At 38.4% G+C, this 17,904-nt stretch carries 17 protein-coding genes and 1 pseudogene; 3 read left to right on the forward strand and 15 right to left on the reverse strand.

All coding sequences use genetic code 11. The annotated features are described in order from the left end of the window. Positions 1-4: 4 nt before the first annotated feature. The 3 genes from ACK1JC_RS02390 to lgt all read right to left on the reverse strand — a co-directional run bounded on the left by ACK1JC_RS02390 (position 5) and on the right by lgt (position 1,747). Positions 5-388, reverse strand: a complete 384-nt coding sequence (locus ACK1JC_RS02390; protein WP_409510253.1) for a hypothetical protein — start codon at positions 386-388, stop codon at positions 5-7. 31 nt (positions 389-419) lie between these two features. Next, complete coding sequence (locus ACK1JC_RS02395) at positions 420-815, reverse strand: hypothetical protein (RefSeq protein WP_409510254.1); 396 nt, start codon at positions 813-815, stop codon at positions 420-422. A 113-nt stretch (positions 816-928) separates the two neighbouring features. Further along, on the reverse strand, positions 929-1,747 hold the full coding sequence (gene lgt / locus ACK1JC_RS02400) for a prolipoprotein diacylglyceryl transferase (protein WP_409510255.1): 819 nt from the start codon (positions 1,745-1,747) through the stop codon (positions 929-931). 94 nt (positions 1,748-1,841) lie between these two features. On the opposite strand from lgt, the gene ACK1JC_RS02405 reads away from it, so the two are divergent. Then, positions 1,842-2,633 (forward strand): NRDE family protein, encoded by a 792-nt coding sequence (locus ACK1JC_RS02405; RefSeq protein WP_409510256.1) that lies wholly within the window; start codon positions 1,842-1,844, stop codon positions 2,631-2,633. A gap of 102 nt (positions 2,634-2,735) precedes the next feature. Here the strand turns inward: ACK1JC_RS02405 and ACK1JC_RS02410 are convergent, their stop codons facing one another. From ACK1JC_RS02410 to ACK1JC_RS02425, 4 genes are all read right to left on the reverse strand, one after another. Further along, positions 2,736-4,739: a PhoX family protein gene (locus tag ACK1JC_RS02410; protein WP_409510257.1), complete on the reverse strand. Its 2,004-nt coding sequence runs from the start codon at positions 4,737-4,739 to the stop codon at positions 2,736-2,738. 108 nt (positions 4,740-4,847) lie between these two features. Beyond that, positions 4,848-5,609: a twin-arginine translocase subunit TatC gene (gene tatC, locus ACK1JC_RS02415; RefSeq protein WP_409510258.1), complete on the reverse strand. Its 762-nt coding sequence runs from the start codon at positions 5,607-5,609 to the stop codon at positions 4,848-4,850. Then, on the reverse strand, positions 5,606-6,088 hold the full coding sequence (tatB, locus tag ACK1JC_RS02420; RefSeq protein ID WP_409510259.1) for a Sec-independent protein translocase protein TatB: 483 nt from the start codon (positions 6,086-6,088) through the stop codon (positions 5,606-5,608). Before tatB ends, tatC begins: the two co-directional genes overlap by 4 nt. A 33-nt stretch (positions 6,089-6,121) precedes the next feature. Next, positions 6,122-6,349 carry a Sec-independent protein translocase subunit TatA gene (locus ACK1JC_RS02425; RefSeq protein WP_409510260.1) on the reverse strand — a complete coding sequence of 76 codons (228 nt, stop codon included), beginning with the start codon at positions 6,347-6,349 and terminating at the stop codon, positions 6,122-6,124. A gap of 164 nt (positions 6,350-6,513) precedes the next feature. Here ACK1JC_RS02425 and ACK1JC_RS02430 point away from each other — a divergent pair, with 164 nt between their 5' ends. After that, positions 6,514-7,389 (forward strand): permease, encoded by an 876-nt coding sequence (locus tag ACK1JC_RS02430; protein WP_409510261.1) that lies wholly within the window; start codon positions 6,514-6,516, stop codon positions 7,387-7,389. A gap of 89 nt (positions 7,390-7,478) precedes the next feature. On the opposite strand, the gene rdgB is transcribed toward ACK1JC_RS02430, so the two are convergent. Continuing rightward, positions 7,479-8,102, reverse strand: a complete 624-nt coding sequence (gene rdgB / locus ACK1JC_RS02435) for an RdgB/HAM1 family non-canonical purine NTP pyrophosphatase (RefSeq protein WP_409510262.1) — start codon at positions 8,100-8,102, stop codon at positions 7,479-7,481. Positions 8,103-8,354: 252 nt separating this feature from the next. Between rdgB and ACK1JC_RS02440 the strand changes: the two genes are divergently transcribed. Beyond that, entirely contained in the window at positions 8,355-8,591 is a 237-nt protein-coding gene (locus ACK1JC_RS02440) for a hypothetical protein (RefSeq protein WP_409510263.1), read from the forward strand. 68 nt (positions 8,592-8,659) lie between these two features. On the opposite strand, the pseudogene ACK1JC_RS02445 reads toward ACK1JC_RS02440, so the two are convergent. From ACK1JC_RS02445 to ACK1JC_RS02475, 7 genes and pseudogenes are all read right to left on the reverse strand, one after another. Next, a pseudogene (locus ACK1JC_RS02445) lies at positions 8,660-9,827 on the reverse strand (zinc-binding dehydrogenase). Between the two features lie 265 nt (positions 9,828-10,092). Then, positions 10,093-10,683, reverse strand: a complete 591-nt coding sequence (locus ACK1JC_RS02450; protein ID WP_409510264.1) for a tetratricopeptide repeat protein — start codon at positions 10,681-10,683, stop codon at positions 10,093-10,095. Continuing rightward, positions 10,680-11,273 (reverse strand): methionine biosynthesis protein MetW, encoded by a 594-nt coding sequence (metW, locus tag ACK1JC_RS02455; RefSeq protein WP_409510265.1) that lies wholly within the window; start codon positions 11,271-11,273, stop codon positions 10,680-10,682. Before metW ends, ACK1JC_RS02450 begins: the two co-directional genes overlap by 4 nt. After that, positions 11,273-12,433: a homoserine O-acetyltransferase gene (locus ACK1JC_RS02460; protein ID WP_409510266.1), complete on the reverse strand. Its 1,161-nt coding sequence runs from the start codon at positions 12,431-12,433 to the stop codon at positions 11,273-11,275. The genes metW and ACK1JC_RS02460 overlap by 1 nt, the downstream gene beginning before the upstream one ends. A gap of 124 nt (positions 12,434-12,557) precedes the next feature. Next, positions 12,558-14,252 carry a 2-isopropylmalate synthase gene (gene leuA, locus ACK1JC_RS02465; protein ID WP_409510267.1) on the reverse strand — a complete coding sequence of 565 codons (1,695 nt, stop codon included), beginning with the start codon at positions 14,250-14,252 and terminating at the stop codon, positions 12,558-12,560. A gap of 500 nt (positions 14,253-14,752) precedes the next feature. Then, positions 14,753-15,436, reverse strand: a complete 684-nt coding sequence (locus tag ACK1JC_RS02470; RefSeq protein WP_409510268.1) for a Fe2+-dependent dioxygenase — start codon at positions 15,434-15,436, stop codon at positions 14,753-14,755. Between the two features lie 116 nt (positions 15,437-15,552). Further along, positions 15,553-17,799 (reverse strand): TonB-dependent receptor, encoded by a 2,247-nt coding sequence (locus ACK1JC_RS02475; protein ID WP_409510269.1) that lies wholly within the window; start codon positions 17,797-17,799, stop codon positions 15,553-15,555. Positions 17,800-17,904: the final 105 nt, after the last annotated feature.

Below are 17,904 nucleotides of genomic sequence, written 5' to 3' on the forward strand. Positions count from 1 at the left end.
CGATTTAACCATTTGAATCATGGCGTGGACTTCGGTTTTCATAAATAGAAACAAGAAATAAACCGAGTGCGCAAAAGCCAATACATTGTAGAGCAGTATAGAGCTGATTGATTGCAGGAAGCATGAAAATCATGATTGCAAGTATGACGAGTGGAAAGATGGATATAAGCCATTGAAGTGCTTGAGCATAATTATTATTTTTCCCAAGCTTCTGCTTATATTGATATAAAATATGTGTCGCGATACCTAAGGCAAGACTGATGATTGCAAAAACAGTCGGTAGTTTTTGAATTTCAGTACAATAAAAAATGACGGCACATGTTGCAATACATACCATCAGTTTAATTTGTCGTGTACAACGATCTGAATACCATAAATTCAATAACATAATAGAGAATTATACCTTTTCTAAGTTAAGCTTATTTTTGCTGTTTAGCGTTTGTATCTGGCGTATTTTTATGCAACAAAGACAGTGGTGAAAATAGGCAAACAGCAAGTGCCATGATACTAATACCAAGTGCACCCGGAATCAGAATTTCACCATTATTCATATTCTTAAAAATGAGTGCTAACAGTAAGGCAATCGGTAGCCAAGTCAACAAACGATAAAAAATACTGCGAAGATTATTGGCAAAAAAATGCAGTTTACAGTAGCGACAAATCAGATAAATAATGCCCGTACCTGCAAACAATAATACGTCTTGTAATGCCATAGGTTGCATAATGTAGAGTCCTATCGCTGTTGCAGCAATTAAAATGAGTAAGACTAATTTTTTGGCAACTGAGTTTTTCGGATCGAACCAGAATTCAAGCATGAGATTTATAAATCTTGATATTTAAAGCGAAGTTGGTGGAAACTGTAGCATAAAAAAAGGTGAAGCTTTGCTTCACCTTGTAAATCGATTCTTAGAATACACATGAAATCGGTTTAGGTATTTTTGTGTGGACCCCAATCGAAAATCTTTTTCTGATAGGCATACCAAATCAGCCATAGACCAATCAAAATCATCGGTAACGATAACATCTGACCTTTGGTCATCCATCCTAATAGGATGTAGCCCTGATCTGCATCGGGTTCACGGAAGAATTCCATAAAGAAGCGTGCACAACCATAGCCCATTAAAAAGATTGCAGAAACCGCATAACGAGGACGAGGTTTAGCACTATAGAACCATAAAATAATAAATAGGAGTAAACCTTCACAGAGTGCTTGATAAATCTGTGAAGGATGACGAATAAGCTGTGAAGGATCTGTTGGGAAAATCATACCCAAAGCAAAGTTCGGATCAGACACTTGGCGACCATAGAGTTCACCACCAATAAAGTTACCAATACGACCAAACATTAAACCTGTTGGGACACAAGGCGCAATAAAATCGAGGGTTTCAAACCAAGTTTTCTTATATTTGTGACACCACAAAAGCATTGCAATCATTACACCGAGGAATCCACCGTGGAAGCTCATTCCCCCTGTCCATACTTTAAATAGCCAAATTGGGTCGGCTAAGAATTTGTGGAATTCATAAAAGAGCACATAACCAACCCGTCCACCGAGAACGACACCGAGTGCACCATAGAAAATGAGATCTGAAACCATTTCAGCATTCCAGTTGTCACGTTGTTTGGCACGATACGTTGCTAGTCCCCATGCACATAAAAAAGCGAGTAAATACATCAGCCCATACCAATGGACTTGTAAAGGACCCAGCGATATCGCAACGGGATCAATATTTGGGTAGGTCAGCATTCCTGCTCCTCAGGATTTCTGTTTTGCACAGATTTTAGCTGAAAGTTGCTGAAAATGTTGTACATTCAATGTGTAAAGTGAATGGAATAAATTTATGTGCATTGTGGCATTTGCGTGGCAAGTTTTAGATGGTCTACCACTGTGTCTAATCTCAAATCGGGATGAGTTCTATCACCGCCCGTCTTCGAAACTACATGTTTGGTCAGACAGTCCTGTGATTGCAGGGCAAGATTTACAGTCGGGTGGAACATGGATGGGCATCACCAAGCAAGGGCGCTGGGCGATTATTACCAATTTTCGTGATGGTGCAGACCAGCATAGCTATGTAACGTCACGCGGTGAAGTGATTCAGTCATTTTTAGAGTCTGATTTAACCCCGATTCGTTTTGCACAACAACTTGAATTGAAACAATGTGATTATGCAGGATTCAATCTATTTGTCGGTGATTTAGAACAAGCGGTGTATATGAGCAACCGTGGTGAAGCACCGCAAGTTTTAGCCAAAGGTGTTTATGTAGTGTCCAATGGTTTGATGTCTGAAGATTGGCAAAAAACGCAACATTTACGCAAACGCTTTACACAAGAGTTCTTACCAATGCTACAACTCAGTGAGACATACGTTTCAGAAAAGGATATTCAAACAATTGTGTGGGATATTTTAGAAGATGAGCGTAAGGTCATTACTGAGTTATTGCCTGAAACAGGTATTAGTTCGGAAATGGAGGCTCTACTTTCGTCAACCTTTATTCAAAGTCCGATTTACGGTACACGATGTTCTAATTTTGTCAGAATTGGGCATGAAAAAATTGATTGGATTGAGAAAACGCAGCAAGGTGAACATGCTGGAGAGTTAGTTTATTTTGAGCAAACATTACCTTCTCAATAAGAAGAAGTATTTGAATTATTCTTTCGAAACGTAAAAATGCCGATATGAAATCGGCATTTTTTATGAATCTAGATCATCATTTTATTGAACATAAAGCCAGTATTACGCTTTTTTCACAACCGATGGAGTTATAGGATCAGCGGTGATATAACCAACCGAAGCTGCAAAGCCATTGTTATAGTTCTGATTAATTAAAGGTGTTAGCTGATTTTTCACCACATTATGAATACTGCCCCAATCTCCCGCGTGTTGGAAGTTACTCATAATGTATGTCCAACCATTGATCGAATCGACAGCATGTAAACCTGTAGCTTCTGCACCTGCTGGCGTAGATAAAATACGGGTTAATGATTTGTCATCAACATTGTATGCCCATAAGAAGTTATTGACATGATTTCCGCTATCTTCACCAATAAACAGCGTGCGGAATGTTTCGGAGAATTTTAGATTATCAGGGCTTGCGATTTTGTCAGGATTGGCTGTATTGCCCAAAGCATCTGCAGAAATATCTTCACCCATGATCAACATGTGGCTTTGGTATGGCACCCATTCACTGTTCATCAGCGCATTAGTATGATCAACGATACTACCTTTAAGATCATGTGCAAGGACGCCACCTGCTTTAATTGCTTTTTTAAATTTCACATTGTGCGTTGCAACCCAACTCGAAGTATTCTCAATCATTGAGTCTTGAATGTTTGCCAAAGCAGAGTAGGCAACTTTATCTTTGATATTGACGGTTGTACCTTCCATTTTGGTAAATGCCATACTACCGCCTTTGAGCGCAGCATAACGATGTGTTTCAAGGAACGCAGCAGCGAGTTCAATCTCTTCTTTAGTGAAACCGTTGTTGGCTTCTTTGAGTTTGACCCATAATTTTTTCTTGCTAAGTACAATTTGTGTATAGCCTGTTAGATCTTGCGGGGCTTCAGCCAAACTTTCCATGATGTTTTCAGCTTTAATACCACGAACATTGACTAAATTTTCAATGGTTTGACTATCGGTATGACCCAATTTAATCCATTGAATGGCAGCCGTTGATGTCTCATTCAGTTCAGATGTGTATTTCGCCACATACAGTGTGCCAGCGGAAAGGTCTTTTTCTTTATCTGCAATGAACATGAAGAAGCCACCATTGGTGTAGTCATCGCCCATAATTGCAGTACGGTTATCTGGCATGACTTGAATCAATTCATGTGAAATTCGACCTAAACAGAAATGTTTTTTTGCTGTTGCAGAGCCTTTACCGTCAAGTATGATTTCAGGTAAATGACCATAGTTATAGACATTTGCGCTGTTTTCATTGCCGTATAAATTTTGACTATAAGCTTTAAGCATGCTGAGTGAAGTGCCAATTTGGTCAAATGCATCAGGCTCGTATTCTTCACTCGACAAATGCGTATTCCATGGCGATAAACTTGCGCCACAAGTAATCCATAAGCCATGAACTTTGGACATATCTACATTGGCATATTTTTTAAGCTCAAGATGACCTGTTTTTTGATCTTGATTGAGTGTAAGCACTGCAATAGGTGAAGGCAGTTTACCGTACATGTCTCCACCAGCAAGGTCTTTAGACGTGTATTCAAATTGAACAACGTGAAAAACAGGGTTAGTTACACCTGTCACTGTAGCCCCAGCGAGGTGAATGAGTGAAGAACCATCGGGACAGTCTGAGAAAAATTGGCGTTCCTTACCAGCAACAGATTTATCAATAATTGGTTGATTATGAATATCATAATAACTACCGGCAATAATTTTACCGCCAGCTAAATGATCAACTTCAACACCTGTATTGAAAAATGCCTTATAACCTAGTGTGTATTCAGTTTTTGTATTGTCATCCCAAGTGACAGCAAGGGTAGATGCAACAGTTGTAGTTGCCATTGCTGCTGCATTACTTAAAGACGGTGCGGGCATTGCGGTAAATTTGGCTGATTTTAGTTTTGCAGCATTGATAGGCGGTGTGACAACTGCACTGTCTTTACTATCGTTACAACCTGCAAGCGTTGTTGCTGTTGCCATTGCCCCGAGTGGTAAAAAAGGAATACCTGCAAACCATTTTAAAACATCGCGTCGGCTAGGTTGGTGAGAAGTATTTGTCATGATTCATCCATTTTATGGTTTATGTACTTTTTGCGTTTTCATGATTGTATGGAGTGTAAGTGACATATTTTTTACAGTTTTACGTCAGTTTAAAGACAAAAAAACCCACTAGATTTCAGTGGGCTTTTTTTCTAGCATTTTTCCGAGGAGTAACCCGACTTCGAACAGCAACCACATCGGGATTGCGAGCATAATCATTGAAATGGCATCGGGTGGTGTTGCAAACATCGCAACAAAAAAACATCCTACAATAATGAAGCGTCTTTTTTTGACTAAGCTTTCAGTACTAACTAAACCGATTAAAATCAGCACTAAGGTAATAATTGGAATTTCAAAAGTTAGTCCAAAAACAAGAAAGAGCTTTAAACAAAAATTGAGATAACTGTTGATGTCTGTCATTGGTGCAACAGATTCAGGTGAAACACTAATAAAAAAATGCAGGATTGCTGGCAGAGTGATGAAATAGGCAAATGCGACACCCAAATAAAACAATATAATACTGCCGAATAATAATGGAACGGCTAATGATTTCTCTTTTTCATAGAGCGCAGGTCGTATAAATGACCAAATCTGATAGATGATAAAAGGCATGGCAAGCACCAATGCAACGAACAAATTGAGCTTAAAGGGCGCCATAAATGTAGCAGTTACATCAGTTGCAATCATGGATGATGTAATAGGAAGTTGTCGAGTCAATGGTTCAGATAACCATTGGTATGTGGTATTACGAAAGGGTAATAAGCAAAAAAACAAAGCGAGTGTAATGCCGACAATTTTAAATAAATACTGACGCAATACGATTAAATGTTGCATGAATGGCATTTGATCGAGCGACTCATTTTTTAGACTTGTCGATGGGAGTTGATTCATACGGCAATCTTTAATGGAGAAATAGGGGATTGCAATGGTTCAATATTTGGAATCAATGCTGTACGTGTTGTGTGAGCGTTAGATTTAAAAGGAATATGCAGAGAATGTGCATTGACCCATCTATACGTCAATGTTGGTATTTGTTGGTAAGGTATCGTTTCTAATCGGCTTTCTGATGTACTTTCTGTTGATGGTGTGATCACTGTTGTGGAATCAGATGGCTGTTTCAAAGCATTCAATTGTTGTTCTAGACGACGCTCAAGCTCAGTAATACGATTGATTTCATTCTGCATTTCTTCACGGAATTCGGAAAGGCGTAATTCTTGATCAATTTCTGTTTGAAGATTGCCAATAAAGCGTTTGAATTTCCCATACCATTTTGCGACAAATCGTGCTGCATCAGGCAATTTTTCAGGCCCTAAAACAAGCAAGGCAATAATTGCAAATACGAGTAACTCTGAAAAACCGACATCCAGCATGGCTTCAATACTCCGTGTTGGCAGATTTTAAACTTAGTGTTTGATCTGTGTGTTGGCTTCAGGTGATGTTGTTGCTTGATGTTCAAGTGTGCGAGGTTCAGTCAGTGCAGTTGTATTCGCTTCATCTTCTTTAATCGATTTTTTAAAATCTTTTACTGCACCACCCACATCTTTGCCGAGATTTTTAAGCTTAGATGTACCAAACAATAAAATCACAACAATTGCAAAAATCACTACATGCCAAATTGAGAGTCCAGCCATTTTTCTATCTCCTATTTATTTGCTCCTATCTGAACAGTTCGATATGACATCGCTGTGACATTTATATTGCAATTTGGCGACAGTGAAATGGTTTAAATGAAAAGATCACGGTGAAATAGTCGGGGCGTGTTAGCATAAATAAGATGATATTGTGGAAGTGTAACGTGGCACTGTTATTTCCAATTTTGGCTTTTATTTGTGGTTTATTTCTTGCGTCTATCATGCAAGTCAACGAATTAAAGTCGAGCATGTCGATGCTCTTGGCTCGGTTATTTATTCCGATTGTGATTATTTACAATATAGTTTTTTATAAATCGGGAAGCATTGAGCTTATTCTTTTTTCTTTTTTATCATGCTTTATTCTGTTTTTTCTCTATCTACAATTATCCAAAGACCGCTTAGCTGCTTTGTGTTTTAGTTATACCAATATGGCGTGGCTCGGTTTTCCGATTGCAATCGCAATTTTTGGTGCAGAGCACAGTATGGTAATGATTCCACTGTATATCGGTGTGTCCATTTTTGGCAATTCATGGGCAGTAACATCTGTCAGTTCAGCAACACAATCCAAAGTATCGCTATTCAAAAAAATGTTGAGTTCGCCACCTGTCATTGCATTGATTTTTGCAGGTTTTATTCGTTGTTTTGATGTGCAACAGTTTCAAAATCAAATTGTTGTTGAATGGATTTATACACTTGCTAAATGGTGTATGAGTTTTACAGGGATGTGCGTACTAGGTATGTGGTTACGTAAAACGAAAGTCTATTTAGAGGATGTACTGATCAGTGCAAAATTGGCTGTATTGAAAATGTTATGTGGTTTAGTGCTTTGTACTTTGGCATATTTTTTCTTGCCTATTTCGCATATTGAAAGCTATATCGGAGTGATGTTTTTACTATTTTGTTTACCTCCAGCTGCCAATATTGTCGCTTTGGAAACACATTATCAAGGGACAGGTATATCTGCAAAATATATTGCTTCAGGAACAATCGTGAGTTGTGTGATATGTGTGATGTATGGGTTATTGGTACATCTATTATAAATTTTTATAGAGTTAAAAAGAAAAGCCTCTCTCCCTATAGGACTTTATCCTGACCCTCTCCTATAAGGAGAGGGAATTTACGAATAAGTTTATTTCAAACTTGCCTTAAACAACTGCATGGCTTGACCACGATGGCTAATTTTATTTTTTTCGTCTTTACTCATCTCTGCACTTGAAATGCCCAGTTCAGGTAACCAAAAGAGTGGGTCATAACCAAAACCATTTTCACCACGAGCCTCTTCTAATACTTCACCTTGCCAAATCCCTTGGAAAATTTGAGGAAGTGGATCATCTGCATGTTGTACAAGTGCGAGGACGCAGACAAACATACCCTCAATAACGTCACCATCTTTACGTAGTGGTTTTAAGTTCTCAAGTAGTTTTATATTATTTGCTGAATCATCGCCGTGTTCACCTGCATAACGTGCAGAGTAAATACCAGGTGCTCCACCTAAAATGGGTACGCAAATACCAGAGTCATCTGCAATAGCAGGTTTACCTGAAATTCGGCTTGCATGACGCGCTTTAATAATCGCATTTTCAATAAAGCTCAAACCATCTTCAATTGCATCTTCAATATTGAGTTTTCCTTGAGGAATCACTTCAACAGGTAAATCCAACTCAGTAAACATCTTTTCAAATTCAGCAATTTTACCTTTGTTATTGCTTGCAAGTACTAATGTTCCTTGGGATAACCAGTTTTGTGCTGCCATGATCAAACTCGAATTTTTAAAAAGTACTTTATCTTAGTGCATTTGTGCTCGAAGGGTCTATGACTCAGTTTTATTTTCTAGTTTAAGAAAATTCAAGTTATTGGAAAGTGTGGTTTTTTTCACAAATTATTTATATTTATTTAACTGGTTTTGTTAGTGCAACTTTTTTTGTTATTGATCTAAAAATAGATTACACAAGCAATTTCAGGTTGTTAAAATCAAATTTAAGCCTAAGAAATTTATGGATAAATTATGCTCAGCATGGCACAGTCTTATGTGGTAGGGATCGCAGAATGTCTGTTAATTGAACTCGCATGTGATGAATGTGCTTCGGAAGAAGAAATTTGTTTAAAAACGGGTGCAATTGTTGAAATGATTCTAAGCGATGAAGAACGTTATTGTTTGATCCAAAAGTTAGAAGAACGAAACCAGAATTATGCGGATAATCAAAATTTTCAGATTATTATCGAAAATATAACTAAGAGTTAAATAACTACATTATCCTTATCAATTAAATAAAGCACCTGAAGGTGCTTTATTTTTTTAAGCTCTATGATCTAAACGACAGAGATTTCATATCCAGTTTTTTTGGGATCAACTAAAATTTTGGCATGTAGCTCGGGATCACGAAGTGCAGAAAATGCATGTGTAACGCCCTCTAAGCCAACAATGCCTGTAATGAGTGGCGAACAATCAATTTTACCTTCTGCAATCATATGTAATGAATCTCGGAATTCTAATGGGGTATAATCCAAGACAAACTGCATTTCGATTTCTTTATTGATTGCAAGAGCAGGCTCAATACGATCGCTTTGCATGCAGACGCCAACGACAACAATTTTTGAAAATAATGGTGCACCATCAATAATATGTTGCAAGATACCTGGAACACCGACACATTCAAAAATAACAGGTCGTTTCGGTAAAGCGCCGAGTTTATCCGCGACACGCCATGCATGCCACCAAGGTACACCTGTCGCTTGAATTTTATTAAAAATACCTAAACCATAATTGAGTGCTTCAGCTGCATTTCCCAATAATCCAAGTTCTTTCCAATTTTCAAATAGTGAATTATTTGCAGGATTAATCAGAATATCTGCACCACATTGTTGAGCTAATCTTCTTCGATTTTCAGAGAAATCACTCGCAATAATTTTTTACCCCCGCAGCTTTGAGCATGAGGATAATACCTAAGCCAACTGGACCGCAGCCAATCACAATGGCAGGTTCATTGGTTTTTATACGACTGCGTCGAACAGCATGTAGTGCGACAGCCATAGGTTCAGTCATAGTGGCGTTGTCAGCATCTAAGCCATTGGGGACTTCAAACATTAGGCTAGATTGAACTAAAACTTGTTCTGCATACCCCCCTGATGCATTGGGTGAAAGCCCTGTAGACTGATACCCTAAATGATCAATATGTAAAAGTGGCATGGCGCAGACGAGCGAATCAATTTTAAATTTTCGGCGAGTTTTTGGACCATAATCAACAATTTTTCCGCAGAACTCATGACCCATAACAAATTTATCAGTATTTTTAGCGATGCCTTGGAATCCCACTTGAGTCGCTAAATTATGCATATGGTCGCAGTTGTGTTGCATATGTAAATCACTACCACAAACTCCACAGCGAATTACATCCAGTAAAACTTGCCCTTTTAAGGGAACAAGCTCTGTGATGTTTTCAATGCTCAATTCCGCGTTATGACATACAACAGCTTTCATATCCTTATCCTTTATTTTTATGTCAGTATTTTTAGAATGGCAGTTATTTTTAAATAAAAATATGACCCAAGTAGAGTAAATAGTCTTTTAAAAGATAAAAGTGTTGTTGTGTTCAATGTAGAAAAATAATTTTAATGGCATGACTTAAAATCCGTCTCGAATGATGATTTTAATCAAAAGTTTATTTTAATAAGGCAATAAAAAAGCACCTTTCGGTGCTTTTTTAGGACTGGATAGAAGTGTGAATGCCCTGTAAAGGTTCAGCTTATTGTGCCTGAATCCATTTATCTGCACGATCACGTGCAGTTCGCATTTGTTCAGGTGTCAAGTTTGCTGCCAAAGCAGTTTTCTTGGTTTCAGACATGTTAATGACTTTATTATCAAGCATGCCATCACGTGTTGAAAGCTCATACCATTGGTATGCACCCATGTAATTTTTCTTTTGCTCTTCCATCATCGCAAGGTTGAAGCTTGCACGGTTATCACCATGACTTGCTGCTTTTTCAAGATATTGACGACCTTGCGCTTCATTTTTAGAAACACCATCACCATCAATATACATACGACCCACATTTAGCTGTGCTGCCGTAATACCTTGATCAGCGGCAGACTTAAACAAGCTAAAAGCTTGCTTACTGTCTTTGGCAACGCCATTGCCTGTTTGATGACGAACAGCTAAAAAAAACTGCGCAGCAGGTTGCCCAGCTTTTGCGGCTTTTTGTAGGTCAACCACATTCATATGAGAATATTGTGCTGCCATTGCTGATGTTGATTTTTGTGGCGGAATATAGTCCGCATGGGCTTGAAAACTAAGCAGCCCAAAAAATAATGTACTGCCTACTAAAAGCTTCTTCATAGAGCGCTCACTCGATAGATTGCGACTTCGCCAAACAAATTCGGGAGATGTTTACTGAGTAAACTCCCTTGTTGGTTCCCATTTACAGCGAGTCGGTTAATAATATTTATATGATTTTCTGCACAGAGTGCTTCAAAGTCACGGAAGGTGCATAAGTGGATATTTGGTGTATTGTACCACATATACGGTAATGCTTCGGAAACAGGCATTTTCCCTTTCAAGGCAAGGAAAGAACGAGTCTTCCAATACGCAAAGTTCGGAAAGGTAATAATGGCTTGTTTCCCCACTCGCACCATGTCACGCAAAAGCACATCAGGTGCATCTACAGCTTGCAAAGCCTGTGCCATAACCACGTAATCAAACGATTGGTCAGCAAAACGACCTAAACCTAAATTTAGATCTTGTTGGATAATATTTAACCCTCGACTGACCGCAATTGCAATCTTTTCCTGATCAATTTCGAGTCCGTATGCCTGAATTTGATGTTTTTTGCTCATTTGTGACAGTAATTCGCCATCACCACAACCTAAATCGAGCACACTTGAGCCGGGTTTAATCCATTTTTCGGAGAGTTGTTGATCAATACGCATTACACTGTCTCCTGAGGTGTTGCTTCTAAGTGTTTCTGTCCACCCAAGAAGGCACGAAGTGTTTTGACATAGAGTGGGATGGGGAATAAGAAGGAATCATGTCCTTGTTCTGCATCTACATCTAAATAACTCACAGGTTTATGACTAGTAATCAGTGCATCAACAATTTCTTGTGAACGTTGTGGAGTAAAGCGCCAATCGGTTGTGAATGACACCACCAAAAAACGACATTTTGTATTCGACATGGCTTTTGTTAATGACAGTTCATATTCACGGGCTGGATCGAAATAATCCAAGGCTTTGGTCATAATTAAATAAGTATTGGCATCAAAGTTACGGCTGAACTGCTCACCTTGATAACGCAAATAGCTTTCGACTTGGAATTCCACATCAAAACCATACATAAATTTGCCTGATTTTAAATCACGACCAAATTTTTGTTTCATGGCTTCTTCAGATAAGTAGGTAATGTGACCAACCATACGTGCCAAAATTAATCCACGTTTCGGGTAACTATCTTGTTCTAAATAACGTCCGTTGTGAAAATCAGGATCAGACAAAATTGACTGACGAGCGACCTCGTTAAAGGCAATATTTTGTGCAGAAAGTTTTGGTGCAGAAGCAATAATCACACAGTTTTTTAAGCGGTCAGGATAATCCACAGACCATTGTAATGCTTGCATGCCCCCCAATGAACCGCCAATCACTGAATACCAAACATCAATACCTAAACGGTCTGATAGCATGGCTTGAGTTTTGACCCAATCACGCACGGTGACGAGTGGAAAATCGGGACCATAAGGTCGATTGTCATTTTCAGGATTTGGAGAAGTTGGCCCTGTAGAGCCGCTACATCCACCAATATTATTTAGTGCTACGACAAAAAACTCAGATGTATCAATGGCTTTTCCTGGTCCAATACAAGCATCCCACCAACCTGGTTTTTTATCATCTTCATGATGATAACCTGCGGCATGGTGATGCCCTGAAAGAGCATGACAGATCAAAATTGCATTGGATTTATCTGCATTGAGCTCGCCATAGGTTTCTACCATAATTTCAAAACGTGGCAGAACTCTGCCACATTCGAGTGCCAACGGCGCTTCAAATTGGAATTTTTGCGGGGTAACAATACCCACAGAATCTGCTGGAAAAGACACGGAGATAATTCGCCTTAAATGTATTGGAGGTCATGGACTTATTTGCCCTAAATGCAAAGAAAGGATACCACTTGGGGCATCCTTTCTAAAGTCATTTAACTGATATTACTTATATAGATCCTGCTTATACCGCAGCAGCCACTTGATCTTTTTTAAGTAATCCTTGATCAATTAAACGATTGGTTGCAGCAATAATCGCATCAATAGATGAGGTGACAATATTGTCATGTACACCCGCGCCAAATGCAGATTTACCTGCACCTTGAACTTGAAGCTCGATTAATGCCAACGCTTTTGCATTTGCACCTGAACTGATACTTCGTTCTTCATAGTTCACCACATCAATTGGCAATTGAAGAGCATTTAAAATAGCAGAGATTGGACCATTACCTTCACCACGTAAATGTTGAATTTCACCATTCACAACCACATCAAGTTCAATGACCTGACTGCCATTTTCATCTGACAATTTATAGTTTTTCGTTGAATAATGTGCATCTTTGGCTGCAACATAAGTATTTGTGAACAAGTCCCAAATTTGTTTTGCAGTGACTTCGACACCTTCATCATCTGCAACTTGCTGAACCACTTGAGAGAATTCAACTTGTAAGCGACGTGGTAATACTACGTTGTAGTTCGCTTCTAACAAATAAGCGATACCACCTTTACCTGATTGTGAGTTGACACGAATGACTGCATCATAATCACGGCCTAAATCACGTGGGTCGATTGGTAAGTAAGGCATATCCCAAATTTCTTCATTTTTTTGGAACTCAAAACCTTTCTTAATCGCATCTTGGTGCGAACCTGAGAATGCGGTAAAGACCAAGTCACCCGCATACGGATGACGAGGGTGTACAGGCAAACCTGTGCATTCTTCAACGGTGGCAATGATTTCGTTAATGTTTGAGAAGTCTAATTCAGGAGCAACGCCTTGGGTATACATGTTCAAGGCAATAGCAGCAACGTCTACATTACCAGTACGTTCGCCATTTCCAAACACACAACCTTCTACACGGTCAGCACCCGCCATGATTGCTAATTCAGACGCTGCGATACCGCAACCACGGTCATTATGGCAATGTACAGAAATGATCACACCATCACGGCGTTGTAAATTACGGTGCATCCACTCAATTTGGTCTGCATATACATGAGGACCTGAAACTTCAACGGTAGCAGGTAAGTTCAAAATCACTTTATTGTCCGCTGATGCTTCCCAAATTTCAGTCACAGCATCACAAACATCTTTAGCCACTTCTAGTTCTGTTGCAGAAAAACATTCAGGGCTATATTGGAAAATAAAATCTGTTTCGGGCTGCTTCGCTGCATACTCTTTGACTTTAGTTGCTGCATTGATTGCCAATTGTTTCGCGCCATTAGCATCAACATTCAATACTTTCTTACGGAAAGTTGGAGAGTTTGAGTTGTAGATATGCACAATGGCACGTTTTGCACCTTGTAAAGATTCAAAAGTACGTGCAATCAAGTGATCACGTGCTTGAACTAAAACTTCAATATATACGTCTTCAGGAATATGATTTTCTTCAATTAATTTACGCGTGAAATCGAAGTCCACTTGTGATGCAGAAGGAAAACCAATTTCAATATGTTTAAAACCAATTTTTACCAACATTTGGAACATTTTAAATTTTTGTTCGATGTTCATTGGCTCAAAAATCGCTTGGTTACCATCACGAAGGTCGGTACTCATCCAAATTGGCGCTTTATTAATTTCATTGTTTGGCCATTGACGGTTAGGCAAGTCCACACGTTGATACATGCGACGGTATTTTTTACTTGGATCAGCCAACATCATGAGGAACTCCTTGTGTAGTTATGGTTGCTCGCTTTTGGGATAATAAAGGCAACGCACTACAAATATAGATTGTGTCTATTCTATCGATTTACAAGTACTTTTTCTGAACATATCGCCTAAAGTGGCATAATATTTTCAGTCTGATGACCGCACAATCGTTCGTTCAACAGTCTTGTAAGTGGGTATCTGTTATTTTTTATTCTAGGATAGTTTTCTCGAAAATAATTTCCTTAATTGCATGGATGTTTTTAAATTTCGGGAAAATATTCTGAATAATTTATAATTTTAAGAAAAATAATTCATATTTATAAGTTTTGTGTATTTGATTTTCGAAAAAATCAGTTTATTACCGATTTATTTAGATATGATTTTTAGATTTGAACAGCAGTAAATAGATGAAAAGAGCTTCATCTATTTTACGCTAGTATATTGGTTTTAAATTTTCACAATCAATGATCAAAATGGGACGTTTTATCTTTCTCTATTTTGATGTTTTAGATTTAAAGCTCAGCCCACTTCCGCATTAAATTATGATACATGCTCGTTAACTTAATCACTTCTTGATGGGTATCACCTAACTGCATACGTAATTTTTGAATAGTTTGATCTAAATCAAAAAGCATATGGCGTTCGGCATCATCTCGAATCATACTTTGTACCCAAAAAAATGAAGCAACGCGACAACCAGAAGTAATTGCGGTGACTTCATGTAAGCTGGTAGAAGGGTAGAGAATCATATCGCCTGCAGGTAATTTGACTTCGTGATAGCCATAAGTATCTTCAATTACCAACTCTCCACCTTCGTATTCATCCGGTTCACTAAGAAAAACAGTACAAGATAAATCAGTTCTTAGGCGTTCTTTTGTTCCTCGAATTCGACGAATTGAGTTGTCGACATGAAAACCAAAACTTTCGTTATTTTCATAACGATTGAACAGGGGAGGAATGATATCAAGCGGAATTGCAGCAGACAGAAATAAAGGATGTTCACCCAAAGATTCTAAAATAATATTACTTAAATGATGCGTCAGTGGGTGATCTTCAGAAAGTTGTTGATTCTGTTTAACTGTCGCAGAGAGTGTTCCCGCTGTGACTTTGCCATTGACCCATTCGATTTTGTCCATTTCTGTTCGGAAGTATTGAACTTGTTCTTTGCTGAGTACCGTTGGAATATGGTGAATCATGACAACCTCGCTGAATAATGAGCGGAATAAAAATAGCCCCTGTAGACAGAGGCTATTTTACATTAAAACCCATAATGTATTTTAAAGACATAAAATAATTATGGGTTTATTTGAACTTAGTACTTAAAGTTTACAGAAAGTACTGCACTGCGACCTTCAGCCTCTGTTGCATAGTGTGATGCATAAGCTTTAGTGAAATAACGTTTGTCAGAAAGGTTGTTTACATTTAACTGTAAATCAACATTTTTGTTTACGTTATAACGAGCCATTGCATCGTAACGTGCATAACCAGGTGCATATTTGGTATTTGCCGCATCGCCATAGACTTTATCCATGCCCAATACGCCAGCACCAACAGTTAACTGTGGGAGTACTTGGTAGGTTGTCCAAAGTGTTGCAGAGTTTTTTGCCACGTTTTGTACTTGATTACCATTATTCGGGCTTGGTTGGTAATTTGGTGCTGTCGCTGAGCCAGTATTTACAAATCCAGCATCAACAATTTCACTGTCTAAATATGTATAGCCAGCTGATACTGCCCATTTTTCAGTAATATTCCCGTTAATGCCAAGTTCAAAGCCATCAACTTTTGTTTCACCAATATTTTGTGTGTTGCCAGAGCTATCAGTTGCACGAGTATTTTCTTTTTCTGTACGGAAAATTGCAGCTGTTAGGTTTAACTTTTTCTCAAGTAGATCCCATTTAGTCCCAATTTCATAAGTTTTAACTTCTTCAGGATCTAAATTGTTAAGTGTTGCACTGATTGCTTCAGAGCCATCACCTAAGTCAACCCCAACAGGGTTTGCAGATGTTGCATAGCTCGCATAAATAGAACCATTTTCTACTGGTTTAAATGTGATACCAGCTTGGTAGTTAAAAAAGTCTTGATCATTTGAAACTTTTACGCCAGTCGCATTGGTTTCCATTTCAGTTTCAAACTTGTCCCAACGAACGCCTAAGTCCAATAACCATTTAGGTGTAATTTCGATGTTATCTAAAATGTATACAGATGTGTTTTCAGACGTTGTCGTCGTCGTTGCTTTTAATGCCGAAATACTTCCTAACCAAGGATCTTTTGAATTTGGATTGAAAGCTGAAGTACACCAATATTCACTGCTTATAGCAGTTTGACCTTTACAACCACCAGATGCCCCTACACCACCTCCAGTTTGACCTTTTGAGTTGGTAACATTGTAGCTTCCTTTATCAGAGTCAGTTTTACTGTATTCTGCACCAGTGTTAAAACTATGTTTGAATGCACCTGTATTAAACTTACCAGTCAACGCCAATTGATCTGTAAATGTATCTGTATCACTAATACGAGAATTTACACGACGCCATACTTGGTCTGTTACAAGATTCTTTTTAGAATCGTCTGGTTGAGTCCAAACATAATCATTTTTAGAATTGTTATAAACAGCTGTGTTCGTAATTGTTAAAGAATCTGTAATATCATGTTCAAGTTTAATCGTACCACTTTGGTTTTCTTGTTTTTGGAAATCACGGTCTAACCAACCATAGTAAATACCTTGTTTAGCATCTAAAGGTTTACCTGTTGCTGTTTTAGCTGAAGCATCCCAATAAGGTACACCTGAATCTGGCGTATCGTCAGATTTTAAGTAGTAATACGCTAAAGTTGCACGTGTTGGTGTATCTAGACCAAATGTAATGCTTGGTGCAATACCAGCACGTTTGTATTCAGCACCGTCAGATTGACCCGCTTTTTCATTGTGATGACCCATTACAGCTACACGAGCAGCAATACCATTACCAAAATCTTTATTGCCGTCTAAAGTAATACGTTGATAATTGTCTGTACCTGAACCCACAGAACCTTCTAAAGAGTCACCTTTTTTAGCAACTTTAGAAATCATGTTGATACTACCGCCTGATGTTCCAGCACCGCCAAGGGCAGAGGCAGAACCTTTGGTAACTTCAACTTGTTCAATAGCAAACATTTCACGGTTTTGAGAAGTTGCATTGCGTACGCCATCGACATACATTGAACTTTCAGAGTTATAACCACGAATAAATGGACGGTCGCCATTTGGGTTGCCACCTTCACCAGCACCTAAAGTAATACCTGGTACAGTACGAAGTGCATCACTAAGTGTAGTGACTTGTGTATCTTCTAAAAGCTGTTTAGAAATCACTGACACAGATTTTGGTGTGTCGAGTAAAGGTGCTACAAATTTTGAATTTGCAGATTTTTCTACTTTAAAGCTGTCCTGTGCTGCTGCTTGAACTTCAATTGTTGGCAGTTTTTTTTGGCTGTCTTCCTGAGCCATTGCTGTTGACGCCATCACTGAAAGTGATGATGCGATTGCAGTGGTGATAATTTTTTTACGCGATTTGATAAATGACATTGATTAACTCACAAAGAGTAGTGCAAATTTGTATGCGAATAATAATGATTCTTATTTTATATTGCATCTTTTTAGAATTGGAATTGTCGATTCTCAAATAGTAAG

Origin of the sequence: Acinetobacter sp. TY2 (assembly GCF_046269225.1) — a bacterium.
GTDB lineage: Bacteria > Pseudomonadota > Gammaproteobacteria > Pseudomonadales > Moraxellaceae > Acinetobacter.